The organism is Silvibacterium sp. (assembly GCF_047605705.1).
Taxonomy (GTDB): Bacteria; Acidobacteriota; Terriglobia; order Terriglobales; family Acidobacteriaceae; genus Silvibacterium.
Window position 1 is genome coordinate 21,776 of sequence record NZ_JASGFD010000026.1, and the last position, 24,826, is coordinate 46,601.

The 24,826-nt window shown below is 63.2% G+C and carries 20 protein-coding genes; 8 read left to right on the forward strand and 12 right to left on the reverse strand.

Annotation, left to right across the window (positions count from 1 at the left end; genetic code table 11):
- Positions 1 to 28: 28 nt before the first annotated feature.
- On the reverse strand, positions 29 to 205 hold the full coding sequence (locus QM649_RS11000; RefSeq protein WP_415199087.1) for a DUF5522 domain-containing protein: 177 nt from the start codon (positions 203 to 205) through the stop codon (positions 29 to 31).
- On the reverse strand, positions 198 to 4,652 hold the full coding sequence (locus tag QM649_RS11005; RefSeq protein WP_415199088.1) for a DEAD/DEAH box helicase: 4,455 nt from the start codon (positions 4,650 to 4,652) through the stop codon (positions 198 to 200). The genes QM649_RS11000 and QM649_RS11005 overlap by 8 nt, the downstream gene beginning before the upstream one ends.
- A gap of 165 nt (positions 4,653 to 4,817) precedes the next feature.
- Here QM649_RS11005 and QM649_RS11010 point away from each other — a divergent pair, with 165 nt between their 5' ends.
- The 5 genes from QM649_RS11010 to QM649_RS11030 all read left to right on the forward strand — a co-directional run bounded on the left by QM649_RS11010 (position 4,818) and on the right by QM649_RS11030 (position 9,669).
- Entirely contained in the window at positions 4,818 to 5,051 is a 234-nt protein-coding gene (locus QM649_RS11010; RefSeq protein WP_415199089.1) for a hypothetical protein, read from the forward strand.
- A gap of 87 nt (positions 5,052 to 5,138) precedes the next feature.
- Entirely contained in the window at positions 5,139 to 5,789 is a 651-nt protein-coding gene (locus QM649_RS11015) for a KdsC family phosphatase (RefSeq protein WP_415199090.1), read from the forward strand.
- The gene (locus QM649_RS11020) at positions 5,786 to 7,084 is read left to right on the forward strand and encodes an ArnT family glycosyltransferase (RefSeq protein WP_415199091.1); all 1,299 of its coding nucleotides are present in this window, start codon (positions 5,786 to 5,788) and stop codon (positions 7,082 to 7,084) included. The genes QM649_RS11015 and QM649_RS11020 overlap by 4 nt, the downstream gene beginning before the upstream one ends.
- A 9-nt stretch (positions 7,085 to 7,093) precedes the next feature.
- Complete coding sequence (locus QM649_RS11025; protein WP_415199092.1) at positions 7,094 to 8,386, forward strand: ArnT family glycosyltransferase; 1,293 nt, start codon at positions 7,094 to 7,096, stop codon at positions 8,384 to 8,386.
- Positions 8,383 to 9,669, forward strand: coding sequence for an ArnT family glycosyltransferase (locus QM649_RS11030; protein ID WP_415199093.1), 1,287 nt, complete (start codon positions 8,383 to 8,385; stop codon positions 9,667 to 9,669). The genes QM649_RS11025 and QM649_RS11030 overlap by 4 nt, the downstream gene beginning before the upstream one ends.
- A gap of 191 nt (positions 9,670 to 9,860) precedes the next feature.
- Here QM649_RS11030 and QM649_RS11035 read toward each other — a convergent pair whose 3' ends face one another.
- Positions 9,861 to 10,640, reverse strand: coding sequence for a glycosyltransferase family 2 protein (locus QM649_RS11035; RefSeq protein ID WP_415199094.1), 780 nt, complete (start codon positions 10,638 to 10,640; stop codon positions 9,861 to 9,863).
- A gap of 264 nt (positions 10,641 to 10,904) precedes the next feature.
- On the opposite strand from QM649_RS11035, the gene QM649_RS11040 reads away from it, so the two are divergent.
- Positions 10,905 to 12,044: a glycoside hydrolase family 43 protein gene (locus QM649_RS11040; protein ID WP_415199095.1), complete on the forward strand. Its 1,140-nt coding sequence runs from the start codon at positions 10,905 to 10,907 to the stop codon at positions 12,042 to 12,044.
- 384 nt (positions 12,045 to 12,428) lie between these two features.
- On the opposite strand, the gene tsaE is transcribed toward QM649_RS11040, so the two are convergent.
- The 9 genes from tsaE to QM649_RS11085 all read right to left on the reverse strand — a co-directional run bounded on the left by tsaE (position 12,429) and on the right by QM649_RS11085 (position 22,400).
- A complete protein-coding gene (gene tsaE, locus QM649_RS11045) occupies positions 12,429 to 12,941 on the reverse strand; it encodes a tRNA (adenosine(37)-N6)-threonylcarbamoyltransferase complex ATPase subunit type 1 TsaE (protein ID WP_415199096.1) in 513 nt (170 codons plus the stop codon).
- A complete protein-coding gene (locus tag QM649_RS11050; RefSeq protein WP_415199097.1) occupies positions 12,938 to 14,545 on the reverse strand; it encodes an NAD(P)H-hydrate dehydratase in 1,608 nt (535 codons plus the stop codon). The genes tsaE and QM649_RS11050 overlap by 4 nt, the downstream gene beginning before the upstream one ends.
- A gap of 229 nt (positions 14,546 to 14,774) precedes the next feature.
- On the reverse strand, positions 14,775 to 16,025 hold the full coding sequence (locus QM649_RS11055; RefSeq protein WP_415199098.1) for a penicillin-binding transpeptidase domain-containing protein: 1,251 nt from the start codon (positions 16,023 to 16,025) through the stop codon (positions 14,775 to 14,777).
- A gap of 595 nt (positions 16,026 to 16,620) precedes the next feature.
- Positions 16,621 to 17,976 carry a cell division protein FtsZ gene (gene ftsZ / locus QM649_RS11060; RefSeq protein WP_415199099.1) on the reverse strand — a complete coding sequence of 452 codons (1,356 nt, stop codon included), beginning with the start codon at positions 17,974 to 17,976 and terminating at the stop codon, positions 16,621 to 16,623.
- A gap of 69 nt (positions 17,977 to 18,045) precedes the next feature.
- Positions 18,046 to 19,263: a cell division protein FtsA gene (ftsA, locus tag QM649_RS11065; protein WP_415199100.1), complete on the reverse strand. Its 1,218-nt coding sequence runs from the start codon at positions 19,261 to 19,263 to the stop codon at positions 18,046 to 18,048.
- Positions 19,260 to 20,417: a cell division protein FtsQ/DivIB gene (locus QM649_RS11070; RefSeq protein ID WP_415199101.1), complete on the reverse strand. Its 1,158-nt coding sequence runs from the start codon at positions 20,415 to 20,417 to the stop codon at positions 19,260 to 19,262. The genes ftsA and QM649_RS11070 overlap by 4 nt, the downstream gene beginning before the upstream one ends.
- A 143-nt stretch (positions 20,418 to 20,560) precedes the next feature.
- Positions 20,561 to 21,040 carry a hypothetical protein gene (locus QM649_RS11075; protein WP_415199102.1) on the reverse strand — a complete coding sequence of 160 codons (480 nt, stop codon included), beginning with the start codon at positions 21,038 to 21,040 and terminating at the stop codon, positions 20,561 to 20,563.
- Positions 21,041 to 21,177: 137 nt separating this feature from the next.
- On the reverse strand, positions 21,178 to 21,696 hold the full coding sequence (locus QM649_RS11080) for a protein-disulfide reductase DsbD domain-containing protein (protein WP_415199103.1): 519 nt from the start codon (positions 21,694 to 21,696) through the stop codon (positions 21,178 to 21,180).
- A gap of 35 nt (positions 21,697 to 21,731) precedes the next feature.
- Entirely contained in the window at positions 21,732 to 22,400 is a 669-nt protein-coding gene (locus QM649_RS11085; protein ID WP_415199104.1) for a TlpA family protein disulfide reductase, read from the reverse strand.
- Positions 22,401 to 22,520: 120 nt separating this feature from the next.
- Here QM649_RS11085 and QM649_RS11090 point away from each other — a divergent pair, with 120 nt between their 5' ends.
- Entirely contained in the window at positions 22,521 to 23,498 is a 978-nt protein-coding gene (locus QM649_RS11090) for a KpsF/GutQ family sugar-phosphate isomerase (RefSeq protein ID WP_415199105.1), read from the forward strand.
- Between the two features lie 52 nt (positions 23,499 to 23,550).
- Positions 23,551 to 24,819 (forward strand): EAL and HDOD domain-containing protein, encoded by a 1,269-nt coding sequence (locus tag QM649_RS11095; protein WP_415199106.1) that lies wholly within the window; start codon positions 23,551 to 23,553, stop codon positions 24,817 to 24,819.
- Positions 24,820 to 24,826: the final 7 nt, after the last annotated feature.

Below are 24,826 nucleotides of genomic sequence, written 5' to 3' on the forward strand. Positions count from 1 at the left end.
CCTGCGTTCTTTACGAGCGCAGGCCGTTTTATTTCGAGGATGCGGAGTCTGTATCGGATTCCGTTACAGATTCACGCCACGGGCAATGGCGGCATCCCGAACCGCAGCAATATCCACGGCGCAGGTGATATTCGGTGGTGAAGACGAGATAGGGACCGTCCATGTAATAGTCGCGCCCTTCCAGCAACTGCTCTTCTTCAGGCATATGCTTCGCCTTCGCGCGGCACGGCAGCCAGCGGGAAGAGGCTTACGGGCACGGGCAACGCTGTCTCTTTGGAAGACTCTTCCTGTGCTTCATTCGACGGCCACGTCACCGTCTTCCCCGGAACAGCCGCCGCGCGCTCACCTGGAATCACGATGTCGACAAGGTTCATCGGATCGGCCGCGGCGTAGGTGATCGGCGCCGGAGGCTGCGGCCTGCGGCGCACCTCGCGCAGCATCTCCAGCGCCTCCGGCATCGCAAACTGCTCGCCGCTGAAACTCGAAACGAAGCGCCCACCGCGCACCGTGCCACGCGCCTCCATGCGCCGATACATGCCGACGAGATCCCGCCAGCGCGGCATCGATGTTTCACGGGTTAACAGATCGCGAAAGACCACGCCATAGCGCCGCAGCAGCGTCACACAAGCCGATTCGATCTCCGACTCGCGCCGCTTCGCCGCCTCACCCACACTTTCATCGAACAGCGGAGCCTGCGCCAGCATGCTCCAGCGTCCGGCGGCATTCCGGCTTTGCGCAGCGGAACGCACACGCGCAGGCTGTGCGAATATCTGCTTGCGACGCGGATCCACCAGCTGCCGCAGGCTGTCAAAGCCATCGGCTGTGACCAGCCCGGCAGCCACCAGCTCCCACAACGCCAGCGCCGTCTCTTCTCCCGGCGCGCCGGAAAGCCGCGCCAGCTCTGCCGGGAACATCGCTCCTCGATCGCCGAGACATGAGCGCAGACGATTCGCCAGCGGGCTCAGGCACGCCTCAAGATTCGCCTCGGGTATTTGTCGCTGTTGCAGGCACAAATCCATCCACAACGCCTCTTCGCGCAGAAAGAAGGTGATCGGCGCCATGCCGGTCGGCACGATGCGGCGAGGACCGCCGCCATCCACCGTCGCGAAGGCCGGATGCGGCGAGATGCGCCCCCAGCCGACGACGCCGGTCAACGTCAATGCATCGAGCCAGCGCGGATCGTAGTTCGCCACGCGCTGCGGGAAGATGGACCGCTCCCACTCCACCGCCGGAGCCTCGAATCCTTCGAGCCCGCGGATCGCCTCGAGCAGCCCTTGCTCGCCGGAAAGCTGCCGCTGCGCACCGAGGTGCTGCCAGTCAAGCGCGAAGCGCATGTAGACCGCCGGCGTGACCGGCTCAACCTGCTTGCGGAGTGAGTTCAGAGTCCGCTTGTGGATGCGCTGCAACAGCCGCCGCTCACACCACTCCACATCTTCATCCGCGATCGGCTCGGTGGATGGAGGGTGATCGAAGCATCCACGCAGCATCGTGCCCGAGGTCTCAAGCACCAGCATCTGCTTCCACACTTCCGATGCTGCAACACCGAGCCGCTCGCCGAGGCTCCGCGATGTCACAGGCCCAAGGAGCGCCATCCATCCCTGCATGGCCTTGCGCAGTACCTCGTCCGCGCTCGCGATCTTCGTCGACAGCTCCGCCAGGTATGGATCATGTGCAGCATCCGGCCACAACAGTTTCAACTCCGCCAATCGCTCCGCAGCGGCGATGTATTCCCGTCCCCCGGCCACCACAAGCCCGGCGCGATGATTGCGCTCAAGCGGCGCGAAGAGCGGTCCCCAATGCCTTGTACGCGGATCATCCGTGACATCCTGCGGCACGATCACCAGCGCACATAGCAGGTCATGCAGCTCATGCTCGTCGCGCGGATCGGGCCACACCTGCGCACGCACCTCTTCGATGGCCGCAGGGGAGAGCCGCCCCGCCTCGCCCAGCGCCTGCTCCGGCAGCATGCCGCGCATGGCCACGGCGCGCGCGCGACGTTCCTCAAGCCCAGCCTCATCGAGAAAGGCATTCGGATTCGCATTCAGCAACTCATGCGCGAAGACGGAGGGCGTCGTCGTATCGATGGCTACGCAACGGATTGCGCCAGAGTCCATATCCGCGAGCAGCCTTGTCAGACCTTCGAGATCCATCGCCTCCTGCAGCACATCGCGCATCACCTCGCGCACCAGCGGATGGTCGGGGATCTGGATATCGCCCTCGATGTTCTCGAAGCACGCAGCAGCCTGCGGGAAGACACTGGCCAGAAGATCCTCGGAGCGCGTGCGCATGATCTGCGGAGGCACCTTCCTGCCTTTCTGGAACCGCAACAGTTGCAAACTCCGGCATGCATCCCAACGCCAGCGCGACTTGAAGATCGGCGAGGCCAGTGAAGCCTGCTCCAGCAGCTCCTTCGCGGTATGCGTCGTCAGGAACTGGAAGACATCGCTCAGCGGAAAGCTGTGCTGCTCCGCCAGTGAGATATTGAGCCCGTTATCTGTGGCCGCAGCCTGCAGCTCGAAGTTAAATCCACGACAGAATCGCTTGCGCAGCGCCAGCCCCCACGCCTTGTTGACGCGACCTCCAAAAGGCGCATGCAGGATCAACTGCATACCTCCGCCTTCGTCAAAGAATCGTTCTGCAACAATCGTGGTTACAGATGGCACCGTGCCCAGCACCGCACGCCCCGCGGCCACGTAGCCAATCATCTGCTCGGCTGCGGAGTCATGCACCGCGCATGTCTCCTTGAGCCATGCAGTCGTCGCCGCGACCTCCTCATGCGACTGGCTGATATAACCCGGCTCGACATTCGGCGTGCGCGCATCGATCTCGCAGCGCAGCGCGGAGACGAACTGCGACAACTCCCACGTGCGTTGCGGCGCTTCGCCCGTCCAGAAGGGCAGGCTCGGCGGCTGCCCGTGTGCGTCTTCCACATGCACGTGCCCGCTCGATTCGATCTTCTGAATGCGCCAGCTGGTATTGCCGAGCAAAATCACATCGCCGGGCGACGAATCCACCGCGAAATGCTCGTCGAGCGTCGCAATCTGCACGCCCTCCGGTTGCATGATGACGTGAAACAACGGCAGATCGGGAATCGTGCCGCCGTTTGTCACGGCAACGATACGCGCCCCGCGCCGCGCCTGAATCTGCCCATGCACGCGGTCGCGCAACAGGTACGACCCATAGCGTCCGCGGCTCGATTCAATGCCTTCGCTCAGCAGACAGAGCGCCTCGTCGAACTCCGCCCAGGTGAGATCGCGATACGGCTGCGCCCGTTTGAATAATTCAAATAGCCTCTGCTCCTCCCAAGGCTCGGCCGCGCAGGCCGCGACGATCTGCTGCATGAGCACATCGACCGGCTTGGCAGGAATCTCCAGGCGATCGAGCACGCCGCAGCGCATCGCGCGCGTCAGCGCCGCCGTCTCCATCAGGTCGTCGCGCGTCGTCACGAAGAAGCGGCCCTTCGGCGTCGCACCACGCCAGTGTCCTGCACGGCCCACACGCTGCATCGCCACGCCGATCGCGCGCGGCGTGTTGATCTGGCAAACCAGATCGACAGAGCCGATATCGATGCCAAGCTCCAGCGAAGCCGTGGCCACCAGCACACGAATCTCACCCTCTTTCAATCGCCGCTCGGATTCAAGCCGCAGCGCGCGCGAAAGGCTGCCGTGATGCGCGGCAACGTTCTCCGTGCCGATCAGCTCACCCAGCGCGAAGGCCAGCCGCTCCGCCATGCGCCGCGTGTTCACGAAGACCAGCGTGGAACGATGCTCGGCCGAGAGCTCGACCAGCCGCGCGTAGATGCTCTCCCACACGCCCGTCGTCGCCACCGAACCAAGCTCTTCGTTCGGAATTTCAATCGCCAGGTCGAGCGCGCGCCGCTGTCCGGTCTGCACGATTTCGACTTCCGCGCCGCGCGAGCCGCCAAGAAAATCCGCAACCAGCGCGATAGGATTCTGCGTGGCCGAGAGCCCGATGCGCTGCGGCGCAGTGTGCCCAAAGATGAAATCACCCGGCGCGAGCGGATTCTCGCCAGCCACTAGCGCGTCCAGTCTCTCCAGCGAAAGCGCCAGGTGCGAACCGCGCTTGTCGTCGGCCACCGCATGGATTTCATCCACGATCACCGTGCGCACGCGGCGCAGGTTCTGCCGGCTCTTCTCAGACGTCAACAGGATGTAAAGCGACTCTGGCGTCGTCACCAGAATGTGCGGCGGCTGCCTGAGCATGGCGCGCCGCTCGGCCGGCAGAGAGTCGCCGGTACGCACCGCAGCAAGAATCGGTGGACAGAGATAGCCGCGGGTCATCGCCAGTTCCTGGATCTCGCGCAGCGGCGCTTCGAGGTTCTTCTGCACGTCGTTCGAGAGCGCCTTGAGCGGCGAGACATAAACCACCTGGGTCGCCGCATCCAGCCGCCCCTCGACCGCTTGCCGCAGCAGTGAATCGATCGCGATGAGAAACGCCGCAAGCGTCTTGCCGCTGCCGGTGGGCGCGGAGATGAGCGCCGGCTTGCCTGCCAGAATGTGCGGCCAGCCTTCCTCCTGCGGCTCGGTGGGCGTGCCGAAGCGGCGCACGAACCACTCCTGCACCACCGGATGCGCCCAGCGCAGGCTCGCGGGCACGGAAACAGGCGGGGAAGGCAGTTCAGAGGGTGGCATTCGGCTATTCTAGACCGATTTTCGTCTCCTCTTCGCCTTCAACAACTTAGCTCCGATGCCGCCTCATCCGTAAATTGCCCTGACGAAATCTTTAGAAAGCCTTGCAGCGGCCCTTATGAGCAAGGAATTTGAATCAGAGGTGCCGGGATCTCCGGCGGAGGACATATGAGTAGCTTCCGTACCTGCCGTCCGCTTCTTGTTGACGCCACGCAATGCCAGGCTGACCAGACCATCACCACGGATATGGGTTTTCGCCATGTGCGCCGCGGGCAGTGGATCATCAAGGGCGAAGACGGTGAGTGCTACATCGTGGACGACGCCTTCTTTCAACGCACCTTCCTGCCCTTCCAGACCTACCCGTGGGAAACAGCCGAAGAGAGCCGCAGCTACGGTGCCTGAGCTCGCGCAGAGGGTTCCTGGTAAACCTCCCATCCGCAGCTTCTTCTGAATCTCCAGTCATGCAGCGAGCACGTAAAATGCGGATATATGCCCGCATCCGCAACGCTGAGCGCGGAAGACCGCGCCCGCCGCATTCGCCTGCTGCTTTTCGATGTTGACGGCGTCCTCACCGACGGCGGCATCTGGCTTTTTCCCGCGCCTCCGGCTGCGCTCTCCACTGCCGCGCACGCCGAGTCACTGGCCGACAAGGGCGGCTTCGCCTTCGCATCGAGCACCATGATTGAGGCCAAGGGCTTCAACGCACATGACGGCTCCGGCGTCTCGCTCGCACGCCTTGCCGGCATCCGCGTCGGCATCATCACCAAACGTGTGTCCGAGGCCGTGTCTCTGCGCGCGCGCGACATGCGCCTCGACCACGTCTACATGGGACAGGCCCACAAGATGCAGGCCGTCGAGGAGATGATGGCGAAGGAAGGTGTCACGCTCGAGGAGATCGCTTACGTCGGCGACGACATCATCGATCTGCCTGTCATGCGCGTCTGCGGACTGGCCATCGCCGTCGCCAGCGCGCGTCCGCAGGTGAAGGCCGCGGCACACTGGGTCACGCCCAGCCCCGGCGGCCATGGCGCAGGCCGCGATGCGGTTGAGTTCATCCTCGAAGCCAAGGGCGTGCTCGATGAGACCATCGAGCGCTACATTGAAGAGCGCAGCCCGGGTTCAGGACACACCGCGCAATGAAGCCGGAGCAGACGCGCTCACTCCGCGCATCCTCTCTACGCGCACCATGGGCTCTCTTCTGGGTCGGCTTCCTCGTGCGCGTGCTCTACATCACTGTCGCGCACACCTATCGCTTCCCTGCCTACGCCGATCACTTCAAGTTCGGCTATGAGATGGGACGCGTCGCGCGCGCACTGGTTACCGGCTTCGGCTATGCCGATCCTTTTAACTGGCACACCGGCCCCACGGCGTGGGTGCCACCGGCCTATCCGCTGCTCATCGCCGGGGCGTTCAAGCTCTTCGGCGTCTACTCCCTCTTCGCGGGTTGGGTGCTCCTTGTCATCAACAGTCTCTTCAACGCGGCGGCTGCAGTGTGGATCTACGAGATCGCCGCGCGCTGCTTCAACCGCAAGGTCGCGGTGTGGTCGGGCTGGATCTGGGCACTCTACCCGACAGTAATGGAATACGCCACGCGCTGGGTGTGGGAGACGGCCATCTCCGCCGCGCTCTTTACCGCGGTGCTGCTGCTGGCGCTGCGCATGCGCGGCATCGGAGAAGCATCTCGCCGCGAAGCCACGCTCGGCCAATGGCTTCTCTTTGGACTGCTGTGGGGTGTGCTCGCGCTCTCGAACTCGACGCTGCTCCTCTTCCTGCCCATCTGTGGATTATGGCTGCTTGCGGGCAGCGCAAAGCTTCCACAGGCGATCGCAAAGGCCACGGCCGCAGGCATTCTCTGCATTGCCATCATCGCGCCGTGGATCATTCGCAACGAACGCGCCCTGCATGCCTTCGTACCCATGCGCTCGAACTTCGGCGCGGAGCTTTACGCAGGCAACGGCCCCGGCTCCATGGGTTTCCGCTACGGCGCCCTCATTGGCCTGCCCGAGCAGGAGCCGCAGCATAAGCTCTACAAGCAGCTTGGCGAAATCGAGTACGTGCGCGAGCACGGCCAGCTTGCCAAGGCCTATATCGCTGCGCATCCCGGACACTTCGCAACACTCTCGCTCGAGCGCTTCGATTTCTTCTGGGCCAGCGTGCCTCATCCTACCGACAAGCACTGGTTTCTCGACTTTCTCCGCCAACTCGATTACTGCCTGCCCAGCATCACCGGTGTGCTCGGACTGCTGCTCGCGCTCAAGCGGCGCATCCCTGCAGCCGGACTCTTCGCATGGGCCTTCGCGCTGCTGCCGCTCACGTATTATTTCGTCACCGTGGAGGCACGCTTCCGGCATCCGCTCGAGCCGCTCATCGTGATCCTCTCGGTCTATCTCTTCCAATCCGCCGAACGGCGCCGTATTCCGGCTGCGCGGGCATAACGGGAATTCGTGACAGCTACAGTTACAACATCGAACCGCTTTCGCGCCCCCTGGGTTATCTTCTGGGCCGGATTCCTGCTGCGCGTGCTGGTCATCACCATCGGCCACACCTATAAGATCCGTCTCGCGCAGGATCACTTCCAGTTCGGCTGGGAGATGGGCCGCATCGGCCGCGCGCTCGCCACAGGCTACGGCTATGCCGATCCTTTCGTTGGGCACACTGGTCCCACCGCGTGGGTTCCGCCGCTCTATCCGTTGCTCATCGCCGGTGTCTTCAAGCTCACCGGCGTCTACACCGCGTTCTCGGCATGGATTCTCCTCACGCTGAATAGCCTCTTCTCCGCCGCGACCGCGCTCTTTATCTACGAGATTGCCACACGCTGCTATAACCAGCGCGTGGCAAAGTGGTCGGCCTGGCTTTGGGCCGTGTACCCCGCCGCGCTGCAGTACGCCATCCACTGGGTATGGGAGATGTCGCTCACCGCGATGCTCTTCACCTGGGCACTGGCACTGGCGCTGCGCATGCGCAACATCGGCGAGAGCGAGACGGATACAGACGCGCAGTCAACCGCGCGTTGGCTCGGGTTCGGACTGCTGTGGGGCCTCATCTCGCTCTCGAATGCCACGCTGCTGCTCTTCCTGCCGATTTGCGGGCTCTGGATTCTCTTCGGCGCACAGCGTCTCACGGCCTCCATCGGCAAGGCTGCGCTTGCGAGCGTCGTCTTCCTCGCCATTCTCACGCCATGGATCGCCCGCAATGCAGCAGTCTTCCACAAACTCATCCCGATCCGCGGCAATATGGGCGCGGAGATGTACGCAGGCAGCGGTCCCGGCTCGAACGGCTTTGCATTCATGGCTACCCTGCCGCTCGAAGAGCGCAACCCGGAGACAATGCGCTACAAGGCTCTCGGCGAAGTCGAATACGTGCGCCAGCAGGGCGAGAAGTGGCATGCCTACATGACCACGCACCACGCGCACTATGCGGCGATCTCGCTCAAGCGCTTCTACTTCTTCTGGGCCAGTGTGCCGCATCCAGTCGAGAAGCATGCCGAGGGCGAGTTCTTCCGCGAACTCGACTACGGCTTCCTGAGCGTCGCCGGCGTGCTGGGCCTGCTCTTATCGCTGAAGAATCGCATCGCGGCTTCGGGCCTCTTCGCCTGCGCCTTCCTGCTGCTGCCGCTCACCTACTATTTTGTAACCGTGGCTGCACGTTTTCGCCATCCGCTGGAGCCGCTCATCGCCATCTTCACCGTGTACCTGTTCCAGTCCGCGCAGCCGCGCAGAAAGCATGAAGCAGCATGAAGACTCTTGCCCGCGATGAGTTCCGCGCGCCGTGGCTGCCCTTCTGGATCGCGCTCGCCGTGCGCATCGTCTACATGACGGTCGCGCACACCTGGCGCTTCCCCGCGATTGAAGACCACTTTTCCTTCGGGCATGAGATGGGCCGCATCGGCCACGCGCTCGCCACAGGCTACGGCTACGGTGATCCCTTCCACGGACACACCGGACCCACCGCATGGCTGCCGCCTGTCTATCCTCTGCTCATCGCCGCCAGCTTCAAGCTCTTCGGCGTGTACTCGAACCTCTCTGCGTGGGTGCTCCTGGCTATCAACAGCCTCTTCTCCGCACTTACTGTACGTACCGTGTGGGAGATCGCTCGGCGCTCCTTCAGCCGCAGCGTGGCCACATGGTCCACGTGGATCTGGGCGATCTATCCGGCAGCCATGCAGTACGCCGTCAAGTGGGTGTGGGAGACGGCGCTCACCGCGTTTCTCTTCTCGCTGGTGCTGGTGCTCGCGCTGCGCATGCGCGGCATAGGCGAGGAACGCCATGAGTCTCCGACGCTCGGCGAATGGCTAGGCTTCGGCTTTGTCTGGGCCGTCATCGCACTCACCAATCCTTCGCTGCTGCTCTTCCTGCCTATCTGCGGGCTGTGGATCGTCTTCGGCTGCCCGCTGCGCGACTGGCAGTCGCAGGCGGTGAAAGCCGTCGCCGCCGCGCTGATCTTTATCGCCTGCGTCGCGCCGTGGACCTATCGCAACTGGAAGTCCCTGCACGCCTTCGTGCCGCTGCGCTCGAACTTCGGTGTGGAGCTCTATCTCGGCAACGGTCCCGGCTCGGACGGCCTCGAGATGGGCTTCGAGCATCCCTACATGGACCCCGGCCAGTTTGCGCTCTATCGCTCGATGGGCGAGGTGCCTTACTCGAAGATGCGCGGCGACAAGGCGAAGGCCTACATCGGCCAGCACGTCGGCCACTTCCTGCACATCAGCCTGCTGCGCGCCTACTACTTCTGGGCTGGACTGCCCCGCACCACCACGCGCGGCGTCATGAAGGAATACGGGCCGGACATCAACTTCGACATCACCACGCTGCTCGGGCTCTTCGGCCTCGCGCTCGCATTGCGCCGTCGCATCCCGGCTGCGGGCCTCTACGCCTGCGCCTTCGCCGTACTGCCACTTACCTATTACGCAGTGACCATCTCGGCGCGCTTCCGCCATCCGCTGGAACCGCTGATGGCGATCTTCACCGTGTACCTCATCCAGAGCGCGGAGAAACGCTGGACGATCTGGCCTTGGCGGTAACAGCCTTTTCGATCTTTGTCATTCCGACCGGGAGCGATCGTAGAGAGCGCAGTGGAGGAACCTGCAGTTCTCTTCAGCAAGCAAGGATAAGCGTGCCCCGTCCAAGCTCCGCCTGGGCGGGAGAACAACATACCCCGGATCGCGACCAATGGAAGCGGAGGCCGAAGGCGGATCGCCCTGCGTGTAGCAGCTTAAGGCTCGACCTCTTTCGGCTTCTGTGCGTACCAGGCCTTGGCATATTTCCAGTGGATATATACCGAGTGGTTCAGGTGATAGATCAACCCCTGCGTGCCATCGAGAAAACCCAGCCGGAAGAAGTAATTCTTCACGAAGGTCATCACCGGGTTCAGCACTCCAAGCCACAAAAAAGCACCCAGCGACTTGCCCTTGCCGCGTTTCACCAGCGCGTAGATATTCTCCGAGCTGTAGTCGTTCATGTGGCTCAGGTATAGCTCAAAATCCGGATACGCGTAGTGGATCAGGTCAGCCTTGAGCGTGCCCTTCGGCCCCTCGAACTGCGGCGTGCCATGCGGACCCACACCTGTCTCCATCACCGCCGAACCGCGGCGGAAGAGGCGCAGCTTGTGGTCCGGATAGAAGCCACCGTGGCGAATCCAGCGATCCATAAACAGGTTGAGGCGCGGCACCCAGTAGGCCTCGTACTGCGGGTTCTGGATCGTCTCCTGGATCTCCTTCGCCAGCTCCGGACTCACCACCTCGTCCGCGTCCAGCAGCAGGATCCAATCCTTCGTGCACTTGCCGATGGCGATCGTCTTCTGCTCGGGATGTCCGCGAAAATCGCGGTTGAAGGAGTGGCGCGCACCAAATTCGCGGGCGATCTCCGGGGTGCGATCCACCGAGCCGGAGTCGACGATCACGATTTCATCGGCCCAGCGGACGCTTGAAAGGGTGCGCGGGAGGTTCTTCTCCTCGTTGCGCGCGATCATGGCGATGGACAGCGTGGCAGGCATCTTCGCTTTCAGTTATATCGCGTCCCTACCTTCGGCCGCCCCCGCCTCTATGAAAACAAAGCGCTTCCACGCAACATCACGCCTCAATCGGTGTCCCTTCCGTTAGATGGGACAAATCTCCGTTTTGAAACCAGATGCCTGGAGACAAATCCCTGCGCCAGCACTGCTTCGATTGCTTTGCCCGCTCATCTAATCTGATATCGGATCATCTGGAATTTGCCTGGCCCGCGGAAGCCTCGTCGCGGGTTCTTAGAGGAAGAGATCGTGTCGTACCGGAACGCCCCCACTTTTCTCCAGCGCCTGCGCCTTCTGAGCCTGATTGCCCTGTTTGTCGCCTGCGTCGCGCCGCAGCCCGCGCTGGCCAGCAGCAAAGACCCGCACTTCGATTACGCAAACCCCATCCAGAGCGACCCGATCCGCGATCCACAGATCACCAAGGTCGGCGACACCTGGTACATGACCGGCACTGCCTTTCCTTTCTTTGACGGCACCTCCGCCGGCCCCATTCCCGGCGTCAAGCTCTGGTCCTCCACCGACCTGACCCACTGGAAAGACCTCGGCCTCCTCATCACTCCCAGCAAGGACCACTGGTACCGCCGCCGCTTCTGGACTCCCGAGCTCTTTCCGTACAAGGGCAAGTGGTACCTGACCTTCTCCTGCCCCTTCGGCGAGACGCCGGACAGCCCCGAGAGCATCGCTCTCGCCGTGGCCGACAAGATCACCGGCCCCTACAAGGTGCTCACCGAGGACAAGCCACTCACGGAAGGCAACGGCGCAACGCTCTTCCAGGATGACGACGGCAAAATCTATCTCTTCCGCGATGGCGTCACCGCCACGCAGGTCGACCTGGCAAACGCCGCCACCATCGGGCAGCCATTCCCGGTCATCCAGCCCGGCACCGATGGCGCATGGGATGGCCCCGCCAAGGGAGGGCCATCCGTCGGACTCGAAGGCCCGACCGTGATGAAGCACGGCCACACCTACATCCTGCTGTATTCCTCCTGGGGACGCGGCTACGAGGTGGGGGAGGCAACCGCCGATACCATCAGCGGCCCCTGGCGCAAATCACGCAACAATCCGATCTACGGCGCGCAGGATGAAGAGTGGGCGAAGATCTATAAACACGCCTACACGCAGAAATCTGACGTCCCCTACGGCCAGCTCGGACACGGCTCGCCCTTCATCGGCCCGGACGGCGACCTGTGGTTCGGCTGCCATGGCTATCTCAAAGGCAAAGGACAGCTGCCGCACCTGGTCATCACTCCCATGCGCATCGATCGCGACAGCGTAAAGATGGTAGCCACGTGGACGCCGCAGGTCGTCTTCTATCCGAAGAAGTTCCACGTGCGCCCCACGGACACGCGTCTCGCCTCACCCGACCTCGAAACGCTGGCGGATCAGTAGCTCAGGGCTCAGATAGAGCCTCAACCGCCCATCCAAGCCCGCTTCTGGCTTGAGTGGGGAAGCACAAACTCCAAACAGCTTTGTCATTCCGACCGAAGCGACCGCAGGGAGCGCAGTGGAGGAACCTGCAGTTCTTCGCAAGATAGGGTGATTTCTGCGCTCCCCCAAAACAGAGCCTGGATGGGGTATCAGTATCCTCGTTTGTGCAAAGAGAACTGCAGGTTCCTCCACACCGCGAGACGAAAGACGTCTCGCTCCAGTCGGAATGACAGTTTTTCTACGCCTTTGTCCCCGCCCCGACTGAATCGCGACCGACGGGAGCGGGACCCGAAGGCGGATCGCCTGCGCGAAGCAGCCGAAGACAAACGCCTGGACGGCCAGTCCCTACTTGAGCGTCAGTACGATCTTGCGCGCGTCGCCGCCGGTTGAGCTCATCACGATCTCGCCATCGCTGCGCCGGATTACGCTGGGAAACTTTTCGCCCCATTCGACCAGCACAATGCTATCCGGCGTAGCCAGGTCATCGAGACCGAGAGTGTCGAGCTGCCGTTCTCCCTCAATCCGGTAAAGGTCGAGGTGGTAGAGGTCCACCGGCGTCTTGCCCCCGCCATGCGCGCCCTTATACTCGCCTTCATACTCGTGGATCAGCGTGAAGGTCGGACTCGTCACCTCGTCCGGATCGGCCGCGTTCAGCGCCTCGGCGATACCCTTTACCAGCGTCGTCTTGCCAGCGCCCAGGTCTCCACGCAGGATGAGAAACTTCGGCGGCGTGAGCAACGCGGCAATCTTGTGGCCAGCCGCGATCGTTTCCGCGGCAGAGGTCGTGGTGAACTCATAGGTCTTCACGCCTGCGGCCTTCGCGACAGCTTCGGCCTTTGCGTTCTCGGTCGTCGTCATCGAACCTCCAGGGAGTCCAGAGTATCCTGCGGCAGGCCTGCGAGCCATGTGAATCCGGCCTCGTCCTGCGGTGAAAAGCGATACGCCCGCCACAGATGCGCGACCGTATCGGTAGCCAGCAACGTGCGCTCGTCCTGCTCGCGGACAGCGAAATCCGCTGCGAGCCCGTGCAAATAAACAGCCGCGTTCACCGCTTCGGTTACCTGTCTGGGATGCTGCGCCAGCAGCGCCGCGACGATGCCGGTGAGAATATCTCCGCTACCGCCCTTGGCCATGCCGGGATTGCCCGTCGTATTCACCGCGATCTGGCCATCAGGCTGAGCCACGAGTGTACGCCATCCCTTTAAAACCAGTGTTACGTGATGCTTCGCCGCAAACTCCCGGGCCAGCGTCTCGCGCTTCGCCTGCACATCCTTCGTGCTGATCCCTGCGAGCCGTCCCATCTCGCCCGGATGCGGCGTGAGCACAATCGTCCGGCCGCGCCCATCGAGCTTATCGGGATGCTTCGCCACGATATTCAGCGCATCGGCATCGAGCACCAGCGGAATCTTTACCCGGTCCAGCAGCGTCAATACCAGCTTTTCCGCTGAAGGCGATTGCCCCAGGCCCGGACCGATGGCCAGCACCGTGATCTTATCGAGCAGCGCGTCTAAATCTACGCGCTTGAGGTCAAAGCCACCATCGGAATCCTCAGGCAGAGCCGCCGTCATCAGCTCGGGGGTGATCGCAGCCACCTGCGGCAGAATCGACTCGGCCACCGCCGTTGTCACCAGCCCAGCGCCTGCCCGCAGCGCGGCCAGCGACGCCATCGCCGGAGCACCCGACTTGCCGCGCGCTCCTCCCACGAGCAATACATGGCCGTAGATGCCCTTGTTGCTGTCCGCCTGCCGCGGCCCGTCGAGTGCCACCTTCGACGCCCCAGTCCACGTCAGGTTCAGCTCCGACCGGATGGCTGCATCCGGCGATCCGATCGGCGCGACGACGATCGGCGCATACACCGACCCGCAGAGATTGCCGCAGACATGCGCCGCCTTGGGCGCGGTAAAGGTAACAACCGCATCGGCACGAAAGGCGCCTTCCACGGCGAACTCCCGCGAGTCCGCGTCCCAGCCCGAAGGCAGATCGACCGCAACCACCGGCGTCTCGAGCGCATGCACTCGATCCCGCAGCGCCGCAGCCGTACCCCGCAACGGAGGCTGGAACCCTGTGCCGACCACTGCATCGAGCAGCAGGTCCGCATTCTCAAAAAGCTCGCGCACCTCAGGCTTGTCGAGATCGGTCTCTTCGCCAATCAGCACCGGCGTCAATCCCATCTCGTCGAAGGCGATCTTCGCATCGCCTTGGATGGCAGCTGGATCGCCAAGCAGCAAAACATGCACCTGCCGTCCGGCAGCGATCAGCTCACGCGCAGCGATGAAGCCGTCCCCACCATTGTTGCCTCTGCCGCAAAGCACCAGCACCGAAGCAGCGGAAGAAAACTCGCGCAACACAAAGCGCGCCACCGCCGCACCGGCACGGCGCATGAGGTCGATCGGGGGCACACCATATTGCTCGGACGTCACACGATCGGTGGCCCGCATCTCGTCCGCTGAAAGAATCCGCATCTCGTTTCGCATCCTAACTGATTCGAGATGCACGAACTGCCATAACGGACGGTGGCACCGCGAGAAATCTCTGAAAAAGAAAACGGCCTCTGCTTTGCAGAGGCCATTCCAGTGGAGATGAAAAACCGCGACCAACGAGAGCGAAGGCGCGACGCGCGAAAGGCCTGGACGGCGAGTCCCGCGACCAAAGGGAGCGGGAGCCGAAGGCGAAAGGCCTGGACGGCCAGTCCTACTGGGGAGCGCCTTGAGCGGTGGAAGCCGCGGCCGGACTCATCGGCTCATTCGGCTGCTTCGAGGCGAAGTAGCTGTGATCCCAGAGGTTGCGGTAGAACACGCCGGTCAGCTCCGCTGCCTTGGGGCCGAAGGTCGGACGTCCGCCCTCGAGGAAGAACACCGTTACGATGCGGCCGTACTGCGTATCCGCATAGGAGGCGAACCAGCCGAAGCGCGTGCCATTGTCAGAGCAGGTGCCGGTCTTGCCCATCACCGGGAACTGGCTGAAGTTGGCGCGCAGCGAGCGGGCTGTGCCGTATTGCACCGCGGCCTGCATCCCATCCTGAATCTCAGGAATGATGCGCGCGATGTCGAGCGTACGCTTGATCTTGGGCTGGAAGTTCAGCACCTGGTCAGGCGAGGTCGGATGCTGCAGGTAGTAGAGCGTGCCGCCGTTCGCAATCGCCGAGACCAGCGCGCCGAGCTGCAGCGGGGTCATCGAGACGCTCTCGCCGAAGGAGCACATGCGACCTACGCCGCCGCGATCCTCAGGCAGCACCTGGTCGGGATACACACCGAGCTGCTCACCGGGAATGTTGTAACCGGCCAGCTCGCCCAGACCGAACTGGTTCGCATAGTGGCGCACGCGCTCGAAGCCGAGGCGACGACCGACCGTCTCAAAGTAGAGGTTGTTCGAGTGTGCCAGCGCCTCGGTGAGGTCCATGTGGTACGAACCGCCGAGATTCACCTGCGTGTCCTTGGTGATGATTCCCTCTTCGAGGGCGGCCAGCGCGACCGAAACCTTGATCGTGGAGCAGGGCTCGGCGCCGCTCGAAAGAGCCAGCTTCTGGTTCACCATGGCGAGGATGCGGCCATTGCTCGGATCGATCGCAACCGCTGTACCGTTCATGTTGCCGAGCGCGGCAATCGCCGCCTGGCGGACGACCGGATCTTCACCGGTCGTAATGTCGCCCTGGGTCTGATCGATGTCGGTAAAGGAGCTGGCATAAAAGCGCTCACCACCGCCGCGGCGGACGACCAGGTTCGCACGGCGCAACCGTGCGCCTCCACGGGTGCGGGTACGAACGACCGTGGTCGAGGCCACGCGCCGGCTGTGCTGGCTGCTGGTGATATGCTTTGCCGCTGTGGCGGATTCATGTACGCGGGCCCGGTGACGGACGGGATGATGCGTGGTCGCGGAGCCGGCACGGCAGAGCGTGGAGCCGGCAAAAGCCATGGCGAGCACGAAAAGGAAAATGCGCTTCATTGAAATCCCATCCTCGAGCTCATCCCTGAGCCCGATTCCCCAAAATCCGATCCCTTAAGCCTGATCGTACGCAGAAACGGGAAAGGCGAAATGCCTAAATTTATGTAGGACTCATCGGCAATGACCAAAAGCGTCAACAGGCTCACGCTAAGGTTCTTGCCGGTCCCATTGGAAAAAGAGACCCCTGCCGGGGTCGCGGAAGATCTACCGGTAAAAACCCCGCGGCAGACGCAGAGTTCCGCCAGGCTCCACTCACCGGCTCAAATCACGTGCGTTTCGGGGTAGAGTCGCCTCTATCCAGTGTATCGTGGCGCCCCCGACGGCCTTTTGATCGGGGCGAAAAGCCTTCCAATGCGCCTATTCGTGTTGCGGTTCTGTTTCTGCCTCGAAATTGTCATTCCGACCGAAGTGACCGCAGGGAACGCAGTGGAGGAACCTGCAGTGAGGCTGCTCACTCCAGAAATCCCTCGAAGTGCGGGCAAAACTGCAGGTTCCTCCACTGCGCGAGATGAGAACGGTCTCGCTTCGGTCGGAATGACACGCTTCCCCTAAAAATCCTGACGAATGCAGCCTGTCAGAAACATGTCGATAACGGCTAGAAGCTGTTTCCCCGGCGCAGATATGCCGGGATGTCCAGGCTTTCGCCGTTTTCGTCCTGGTGAACGTCCGCAAACGGATCGGGCACCGGCGCGGACGCTTCGTACGCCGGTTGCGTATAGGTCGGCTCCGCTACGGCAACGACCGGCTCGGCCACCGGGGCGACATGCGCCGCAGAGGCTTCTTCCTGAACCTGTTCCTTCGCCGGAGCCTGCACCGCGTCCCGCATGGAAGTCGTGTAACCCGATTCGTCGTCCGAATCCTCACTGGCAAAGCGCGGCCGTACCGGCGTCGAGCTGATCTCCACCTGCTCATGCGCATGGCCGATCGGCTCCCGCAGCGCCTGGTTCAGCATCCGCTCACGACGCTCTGGCGCCTCGGCCTGCTTGAAGCCGGTGGCGATCACCGTGATCTTCACGTCGTCGCCCATGTTCTCGTCGAGCACCGCGCCGAAGATGATGTTCGCCTCTTCGTGCGCCGCGTTCTGGATAAGCGTCGAGGCCTCGTTCACCTCGCTCAGCTTGAGCGAGCTGGAACCGCTGATGTTGATGAGGATGCCGCGCGCGCCGTCGATCGCGCCGGCTTCGAGCAGCGGCGAGGCCATGGCGGCCATCGCGGCGTCGACCGCGCGGTTCTCGCCCGAGCGCTGCGCCGTGCCCATCACCGCGTAGCCCATGCCCGCCATCGTCGTCTTCACGTCGGCAAAGTCGCGGTTGATGATACCGGGGATGGTGATGATGTCCGAGATGCCCTGCACGCCCTGGCGCAGCACGTCGTCAGCGATGCGGAAGGACTCGAAAAAGCCCGCGTCTTTGGCTACCGCAAGCAGCTTCTCGTTCGGGATCACGATCATCGTGTCTACCGATTCGAGCAGCTCCTGCATGCCGCGCTCGGCCTGCGCCATACGGCGCTTGCCCTCGAAGCTAAACGGCCGGGTGACCACGGCAACCGTCAGCGCGCCCATCTCACTCGCCAACGAGGCAATGACCGGAGCCGCGCCGGTGCCCGTGCCGCCGCCGAGACCGGCGGTGACGAAGACCATGTCCGCACCCTCGAGCGCCTCGATGATCTTTTCCGAATCCTCCAGAGCCGCGCGGCGGCCGATGTCCGGATTCGCGCCTGCGCCCAGGCCGCTGGTCAGCTTCGTGCCCAGCTGCAGCTTCACCGGCGCCTCGGAAAGCTGGAGCGCCTGGCGATCGGTGTTGGCGGCGATGAATTCAACGCCCTCGACCCGGGCCTGGATCATGCGATTGACCGCGTTACCACCACCGCCGCCGACGCCGATCACCTTGATCCGTGCGCCGCGCGGAACCTCGTCAAAATACTGAATGCGAATCTCTTCCGGGTAGCTCATCGGCTCCGACTCCTTCTGAATCCTCTACTGCTGAACTGCTTTCGATCTCTCTTGCTGCACTTCTTCAACTTACAAACTTCCGGCAAAAATCGCGCGCAGCTTGGCGCGCAGGCTGCTGTCTTCCGCCGCTCGAATAATACTGGTGCGATGTGTATAGAGCAGCGCACCGATCAGCGCCGAGCACTCCGGCTGCGCCAGCTCATCCGGCATCTTCGAGAGCGGCACCGGTGAGCCGATCCGCGCGGGCACGCGCAGCAGGCTCTCCGCCGTATCTAGCAGGCCCGGCAGACGCGCTCCGCCGCCCGTCAGCACGCATCCGGCGCCCAGCGCCTCGAGCACCCCGCCCTGGCGAAGGTTATCGCGCAGCATGTGAAAGAGCTCGCGTGCGCGCGGCTCGAGGATCTCGCAGACCATGCGCTGGCGCACCGTGCGCGGCTCATGACCAGGCAGGCCGGTTACTTCAATCTCCGCGCTGGTCGAGACCGCGGTCACCACCGCGTGGCCGTAATTGCACTTGATCCACTCCGCCTCGGGCGGCGTCACATGCAGACCGGCAGCGAGATCGTTCGTAAAGTGGTCGCCACCGATCGGAATCACCGAGGTATGCGCCACCGATCCTTCGAAGAAGACGATCAGCTCGCTGGTCGCTGCCCCGATATCGAGCAGGCAGACGCCCAGCTCGCGCTCATCGGCGGAGATCGTCGCCTCGGCCGCGGCCACGGCTTCGAACACCGACTCTGTCACTTCGAGCCCGGCGCGATTGGAGCAGGTCACGACACTTTGCTGTGCTCCCGCCGAGCAGGTCACGATGTGCAGGTTCACTTCAAGCTGCCCACCCACCATGCCCACCGGGTCGTGGATATTCGGCTGGTCGTCGAGGATAAACTGCTGCGGCAACAGGTGGATGACCTCACGATCCTGCGGCAGCGAAACAGAACGCGCACGATCAACAGCGGCACGGACGTCCTCGCGCGAAATCTCGCGCAGGCGATTGCCCAGGCTGATGCCGCCGCGGCTGTTCACTCCGCGGATGTGCGGGCCGCCAACAGCGATCACGCACTTTTCGATCGTCCCATCGGCGCGCTTCTCAGCCAGTGTCGCGGCCTTGTTCACCGCCTCGGCCGCGGGCTTCAGTTCGGCGATCACGCCCTTGCGCATGCCGGCCGCGTCCACAATGCCGTGACCGCGATAGCGCAATGCGCCGTCGTGCAGCTCAGCGATCAGCACACGCGTCTTCGCGCTGCCCATGTCGAGGACGGCAATCAGATTGTCGGACTTCTGGCTCATCGGCCGGCCCTCCGTGCGTGGCGTGGGGCCACGACTGTATGTTTCTTCGCGCCTGCCGGCTTCGCATCCGGCTTTACCGCGGCATCCGCAGGCGCGGGAGCGGAAGAGGCGTCGGGCGCGGGGGCGTTGCCCTTCTTTAGTACCACCTGGCCGTCATACCGCAGGTCGACCGACACCAGCGTGGGATATTGCTGTTCCCACTCGGCTATATGCGACTGATACACCTGGTAGCGCTCCAGGAACTTCTCATCGCCGAAGTGCAGCTGCAGATCGGTGCCTTTTGCCGGAACGGTAGCCCGCGCATCCTCGGCATCCGAGAGATCGATCTCGCTCATCTGGTCGGAGAGATGCTGTCCTCCGGAATCGAGCGCGGCGAGGAAGTTCTGATACAGCTGCATGCGCGCCTTGCGCGCAGCCGGAGGATCTTCCGGCTTGATGCCGGTGACCACCGGGAACGAGAAGTGGCGCGCGGCCATCATCGCCGGGGACATGTCGAGGATCACGCCGTCGGCATCGGCCAGCTTTACCTGGTCCCCGATGCGGACAAAGGCAATCGGCGTGCGCTCGGTGACCGAGACGCGCAGCTCATTCGGCAGAATGCGCATGACCGTCGCGTGCTGTACCCAGGGGATCTCCTCGAGATTCTTCCGGCGCTCCGCCAGCGGCACATGAAAGATATTGCGGCCGATGTCTTCTCCGAAGACCGACAGAAGGTCTTCCCGGCTGAGCTGGCTGTTGCCGACTGTCTGTACATCGGCGGCCGAATCCATGCGGAAGCGCGGATCAGTATTCAGAAAGTGCTGCACGGAGAGGAATAGAGCCACGCCTCCGGCCAGCACCACGAGTCCGGCCACGGCCAGCCCGATACGGCCCAGACGGGTCTGCGTCCAGAGCGGCAGAAACCCCTTGCGAATGGGAACGCGGCGACGGGTGCGAAGAAAGGGCTCGTCTTCCTCGGCGGAGCGGCTCAGATTCTCAGAGGCCTTGTCGAGCAGACGCTCGCGTACGGAGTTCTTTACCGACTCGGTTTTCGAGACGCGGGAACTCTTTCCACGCGAAGGCGCAGCTGGCTTGGCCGGACGCAGAAACGCGTCGTCCGCGTCATCGTCGGCGTAGGCCGAACTCCGGGTTGAATAGGAATCGTTTTTCGCCACGCCCGAGCCAGGTCGTGAGAGTCGCCGTTTCGACTATAACCGGGCGTCCCCTGTGCATGCGCGGGGGGAATCAGGAGAAGCAGCAGGAAAGTCAAAAAGCGGCAAGGAAGCGAAGCCACGCTAACCGCTTCACCCCTGGCCCTCTAAAGATACGGAGTCGGAATCCGCGAACGCCGGGGCGCTCTCCGGATCGGAATCGAGTTCGCCGTATCGCGCAGCCCGCTCCATCCCTCGGCGACCACGATGCTGTTCACCGGGCGATGGGGATCGTAGCGCACCGAGCAGGGGAAGCTCAGCCGCGCCTCGTAGATATTCACGTAATCGCCCAGCCGGGTCACGTCCTGCGAGCACTCGTAGCTTACGCCCGCGATCTCATACTTATAGAGGATCAGGCGCAGCCCATCCGGCCGCCCGCTCTCTTCCGGACTCAGGTCAGAGATATCGAGGATGGTGCCGTCGATGATACGCCCGGCCTTGACCAGCGCCTCGCGCCGCAGCCGCTCGAGCTCGTCTTCGGAGACCTTTTTGCGCAGCGAATAGTAGGCAACCATGCCCCCAAGGCACAACCCGGCCGCAGCCAGAATACCGACAACTTGGGGATCGCGCAGGGACAGGCCGCTCATCAGACTCACCAGACTTCGATTCGAGAATACCGCAGGTTGGTTGTGAAACAGGCTACTGCTTCGGTGGTTTGACGTTACTTCCGCTGTGAATGTTCCCAGGCGGAGGCGGCGCCGATGTGGTATCGGCGCCAAAACCGTCAGCGAGCAATGACATCCACAGCGACCGGAGCCTTGCGCGGCGGATAGCAGGAGTGGTCGTCGCAGGCCTGGTAGCGCAACGCGCCCTCGAGCATGTGGTCCCCGGCCCTGGCGCGGATGTGCGCCTTGAGCACGAACTCGCCGGTATACACGCTCAGCTTGTCATTCGGCATGGATGGCAGAACATAGTCGCTTCCTTCCGGAAAATCGACTGCGCTGATGTCCACATTGCCGTCCTCGGCCGCGATGAACTGCGTCGGAATCAACGACTTCTCACGCGGCTGGTGAGAGTTGACGTGCATTCCCTGCTTCACCCGGAAGTGCAGTTCCACCACCGTGTCCTTGCACGCCGGAACGGAAATCTGCTCCGGGAAGAGATATTCCACCGACTGCGGCGAAGCATCCGAATGGCCGCCCGCCGGGCTGTCCGACTGCCACGGCATCTTCTGCGCGGAAAGCGCGCCTGGCGTCAGCGAAATCAGGAGAAACGCAGCGAAAACGGCGACAGAGCGGAACATAGGATTCTCCCCAGCCAGCGGACGGCGTCCAGCCATCACGACTGCCCGGCCGGCGTGGCCAAAGCCTTCTTGATATCGGCTTCGATCTCGTCCTTATCGGCAAGACCGACGGTCGAGGCAACCACCTTGCCGTCACGCCCGACAAAGAATGTCGTTGGCAGCGCGTCGATGCCGCCGTAAGGCTTGGCCGTATTGTTCTCGTCGAGCAGCACCGGGTAGTTGATCCCCAGCTTGCCCGCGCCCGTGGCTACGTCCTTTTCCTGCTTCGCAAGCTCAGCCTTGCTCTGCGCGTCGAGGTCGTCTTCCGACACGCCGAGGATTTCAAAACCCTGCGAGGCATACTGATCGCGGAACTTCGTCAGCCAGGGGATCTCGACCTTGCAGGGCGCGCACCAGGTGGCCCAGAAATCGATGACCAGTGCCTTGCCCTTGTAATCGGCGAGCGAAATCTTCTTGCCGCTTGTGTCCTTCAGCGTGAAGGCCGGAGCGATCTTACCCACCAGCGGATTGTTTGCCGCCGCGGTGGCTTCCTGCTGCGCAGCCGGAGACGGCGCGCCCGGCGGTCCCAGCGTGATCATCTGCGACTGTATGGCCTTGAGCTTGGCTTCTTCCGCCTTGCGATGACGATAATTGACGACGCCCGCCCAGACCATGACTACCAGGGCGAGGACAACCACGGCGAGTACGATTGCGTTGCGCTTCACCCGACGATTCCCTCTCTGCATCATTCTAGTGCCTTGGCATCTCCCGGCGCTGACGATCGACCGCTCCCCGTCACTCTGACACCTGTCCTCTAAGCCCTGCGCCCTGTTACGCTGAGATGTTTGACGCCGCTCACTCCATCCCGCCTGGTCCGCATTGAAGCCGAGGCGCTCCTGGCCCTGGCCGGCCGGCTGGAAGGCCCGATGGCCGCCGACTTCGAGCGGGCCGTGGAATGCATCGTCGCCTGCGGCCAGACCCGCGGCCGCGTCGTCGTTACCGGCATGGGCAAGAGCGGCATCATTGCGCAGAAGATCGCCGCCACGCTCAGCTCCACCGGCAGCCCCGCGCTCTATCTGCACCCGGCTGAAGCGGTACACGGCGACCTCGGCATGGTTGCCCGCGGCGATGTGGTTATCGCGCTCTCCGCCAGCGGTGAAACGGAAGAGATCCTGCGCCTGCTGGCCAAGATCAAGCGCATCGGCGATGCGCTCATCAGCCTCTGCTGCAATCTCGACTCGACCCTGGCCCGCGCCAGCGACATCGCCCTCGATTGCAGCGTTCCTGCCGAAGCCTGTGGCATGGGCCTCGCGCCGACGGCATCCACCACCGCCATGCTCGCCCTCGGCGACGCGCTGGCCATCGCCGTCTCGCTGCGCAAAGGCTTCCAGGCAGAGGACTTTGCCGAACTGCACCCGGGCGGCAAGCTGGGCAAGCGGCTGGCTCGCGTCCATCAGCTGATGCATAAGGGAGACGCCATCCCGAAAGTCTCCCCGGAGACGCCGATGACCGAGGTCATCTACGAGATGTCGCGCAAGAAGCTGGGCATGACGACCGTCGAGCAGGAAGGCCGGCTGGCCGGCGTCCTCAGCGATGGAGATCTGCGCCGCCTGCTCGAGCGCGACGGCCCCGACGGCCTGCGCAAGACCGCCGGCGAAGCCATGAATGCCCATCCCCAGACCATCTCCGGCGACGAACTCGCGGTCCGGGCTCTCGACGCCATGGAGGCCCGAAAGATCACCTCGCTCGTGGTGGTCGACTCGTCAGGCGCGATCGAAGGCGTCGTCCACCTGCACGATTTGTGGGAGACGGAACTGTTTTAGGGCATCCTCACGGATTGCTCCACAATGCCGATGACCGGGAAGTGAGTTCCCGATGCCGGACTGCCATGCAGCAACCGCCCAGATAAGATCCGACGAAGCTTCTCTCACGGGACCGACCCGGTTTCTCGCCCGGCAGCCGATCCTGAACCTCTCCAGCCAGGTCATCGGCTATGAGCTGCTCTTCCGCTCGGGATGGGAGAACTTCTTTCGCGGCGAGGCCGATGACGCCACGCTGCAGATGCTCGACAACTGCATCATGATGGGCGTCGACAACCTCACCCAGCACACGCTCGCCTTTGTGAACTGCACCAGGGCCGCGCTCGTCGAGCGGCTGGTGACCATACTGCCTCCGGCGACCACCGTTCTTGAAATTCTCGAAACCATCGAACCCGATGACGAGGTCCGCGCCGCATGCCTCGAGCTGAAATCGCTCGGCTATCGCCTCGCCCTCGACGACTTCCGCCCTGACTCGGCGCTGTGCGCGCTGGCCGGGGACGCGGACTATCTCAAAGTCGACTTCCGCCTGTCCGGTCCGGACGAACGGAAGCGCATTGCGAAGATCGCCTCCAAGACGAATGCCGTGCTGCTGGCAGAGAAGATCGAAAGCCAGCAGGAGTTTGATGACGCAAGACGAGAGAAATACCAGCTCTTCCAGGGATACTTCTTCTGCCGCCCGAGCATCCTCGCGGAGCGGGACCTGCCCGCCAACTGGTCGAATTACATGCGTCTGGTCAGCGCGCTGAACCGCGAGACGCTCGCCCTGTCAGAGATTGCGCCGATCGTCGAAGCCGAAGCCTCGCTCTGCTATCGGCTGCTGCGTCTCGCGAACTCGGCGGCCATCCCCACCCGCAGCCAGATCACCAGCGTGACGAGCGCGGTGATGATGGTCGGAGAGGCGCGCTTCCGGACCCTGGCCTCGCTCGCGCTGGCCGCCGCCCTCGGCGCAGACCAGCCGAAGGTACTGCTGCAGATCTCGCTCGAACGGGCGCATTTCTGTCAACGCATCGCATCGCTGCTCGGCGAGGATCCGAACGAACAGTACCTGCTCGGCCTGCTGTCGCTCATCGGCGCCATGCTGCACAGCCCCATGGAAAAACTGGTGCATGCCCTGCCGCTGCGGGAAGAGGCGAAAAACGTACTCCTCGGCGTCGATTGCCCCATCGCCCGGGCCCTGCGCCTCATCATCGCGCTCGAATCAGGCGACTGGGAGCCCATCTCCGAAACGGCGGAACATCTGCATATCAGCGAGGCGAGGATTGCCGGCATCTACATCGACTCGCTGCGCTGGGCCAACGTCCAGATGCAACAGCTCGCGTGCTGACACATTG

Excerpts from the sequence above, each read along its gene's own strand:
- QM649_RS11000 (WP_415199087.1), bottom strand. The coding sequence starts at position 205 with ATGCCTGAAGAAGAGCAGTTGCTGGAAGGGCGCGACTATTACATGGAC.
- QM649_RS11005 (WP_415199088.1), bottom strand. The coding sequence starts at position 4,652 with ATGCCACCCTCTGAACTGCCTTCCCCGCCTGTTTCCGTGCCCGCGAGC.
- QM649_RS11010 (WP_415199089.1), top strand. The coding sequence starts at position 4,818 with ATGAGTAGCTTCCGTACCTGCCGTCCGCTTCTTGTTGACGCCACGCAA.
- QM649_RS11015 (WP_415199090.1), top strand. The coding sequence starts at position 5,139 with ATGCCCGCATCCGCAACGCTGAGCGCGGAAGACCGCGCCCGCCGCATT.
- QM649_RS11020 (WP_415199091.1), top strand. The coding sequence starts at position 5,786 with ATGAAGCCGGAGCAGACGCGCTCACTCCGCGCATCCTCTCTACGCGCA.
- QM649_RS11030 (WP_415199093.1), top strand. The coding sequence starts at position 8,383 with ATGAAGACTCTTGCCCGCGATGAGTTCCGCGCGCCGTGGCTGCCCTTC.
- QM649_RS11035 (WP_415199094.1), bottom strand. The coding sequence starts at position 10,640 with ATGCCTGCCACGCTGTCCATCGCCATGATCGCGCGCAACGAGGAGAAG.
- tsaE (WP_415199096.1), bottom strand. The coding sequence starts at position 12,941 with ATGACGACGACCGAGAACGCAAAGGCCGAAGCTGTCGCGAAGGCCGCA.
- QM649_RS11050 (WP_415199097.1), bottom strand. The coding sequence starts at position 14,545 with ATGCGGATTCTTTCAGCGGACGAGATGCGGGCCACCGATCGTGTGACG.
- QM649_RS11055 (WP_415199098.1), bottom strand. The coding sequence starts at position 16,025 with ATGAAGCGCATTTTCCTTTTCGTGCTCGCCATGGCTTTTGCCGGCTCC.
- ftsZ (WP_415199099.1), bottom strand. The coding sequence starts at position 17,976 with ATGAGCTACCCGGAAGAGATTCGCATTCAGTATTTTGACGAGGTTCCG.
- ftsA (WP_415199100.1), bottom strand. The coding sequence starts at position 19,263 with ATGAGCCAGAAGTCCGACAATCTGATTGCCGTCCTCGACATGGGCAGC.
- QM649_RS11075 (WP_415199102.1), bottom strand. The coding sequence starts at position 21,040 with ATGAGCGGCCTGTCCCTGCGCGATCCCCAAGTTGTCGGTATTCTGGCT.
- QM649_RS11080 (WP_415199103.1), bottom strand. The coding sequence starts at position 21,696 with ATGTTCCGCTCTGTCGCCGTTTTCGCTGCGTTTCTCCTGATTTCGCTG.
- QM649_RS11095 (WP_415199106.1), top strand. The coding sequence starts at position 23,551 with ATGCCGGACTGCCATGCAGCAACCGCCCAGATAAGATCCGACGAAGCT.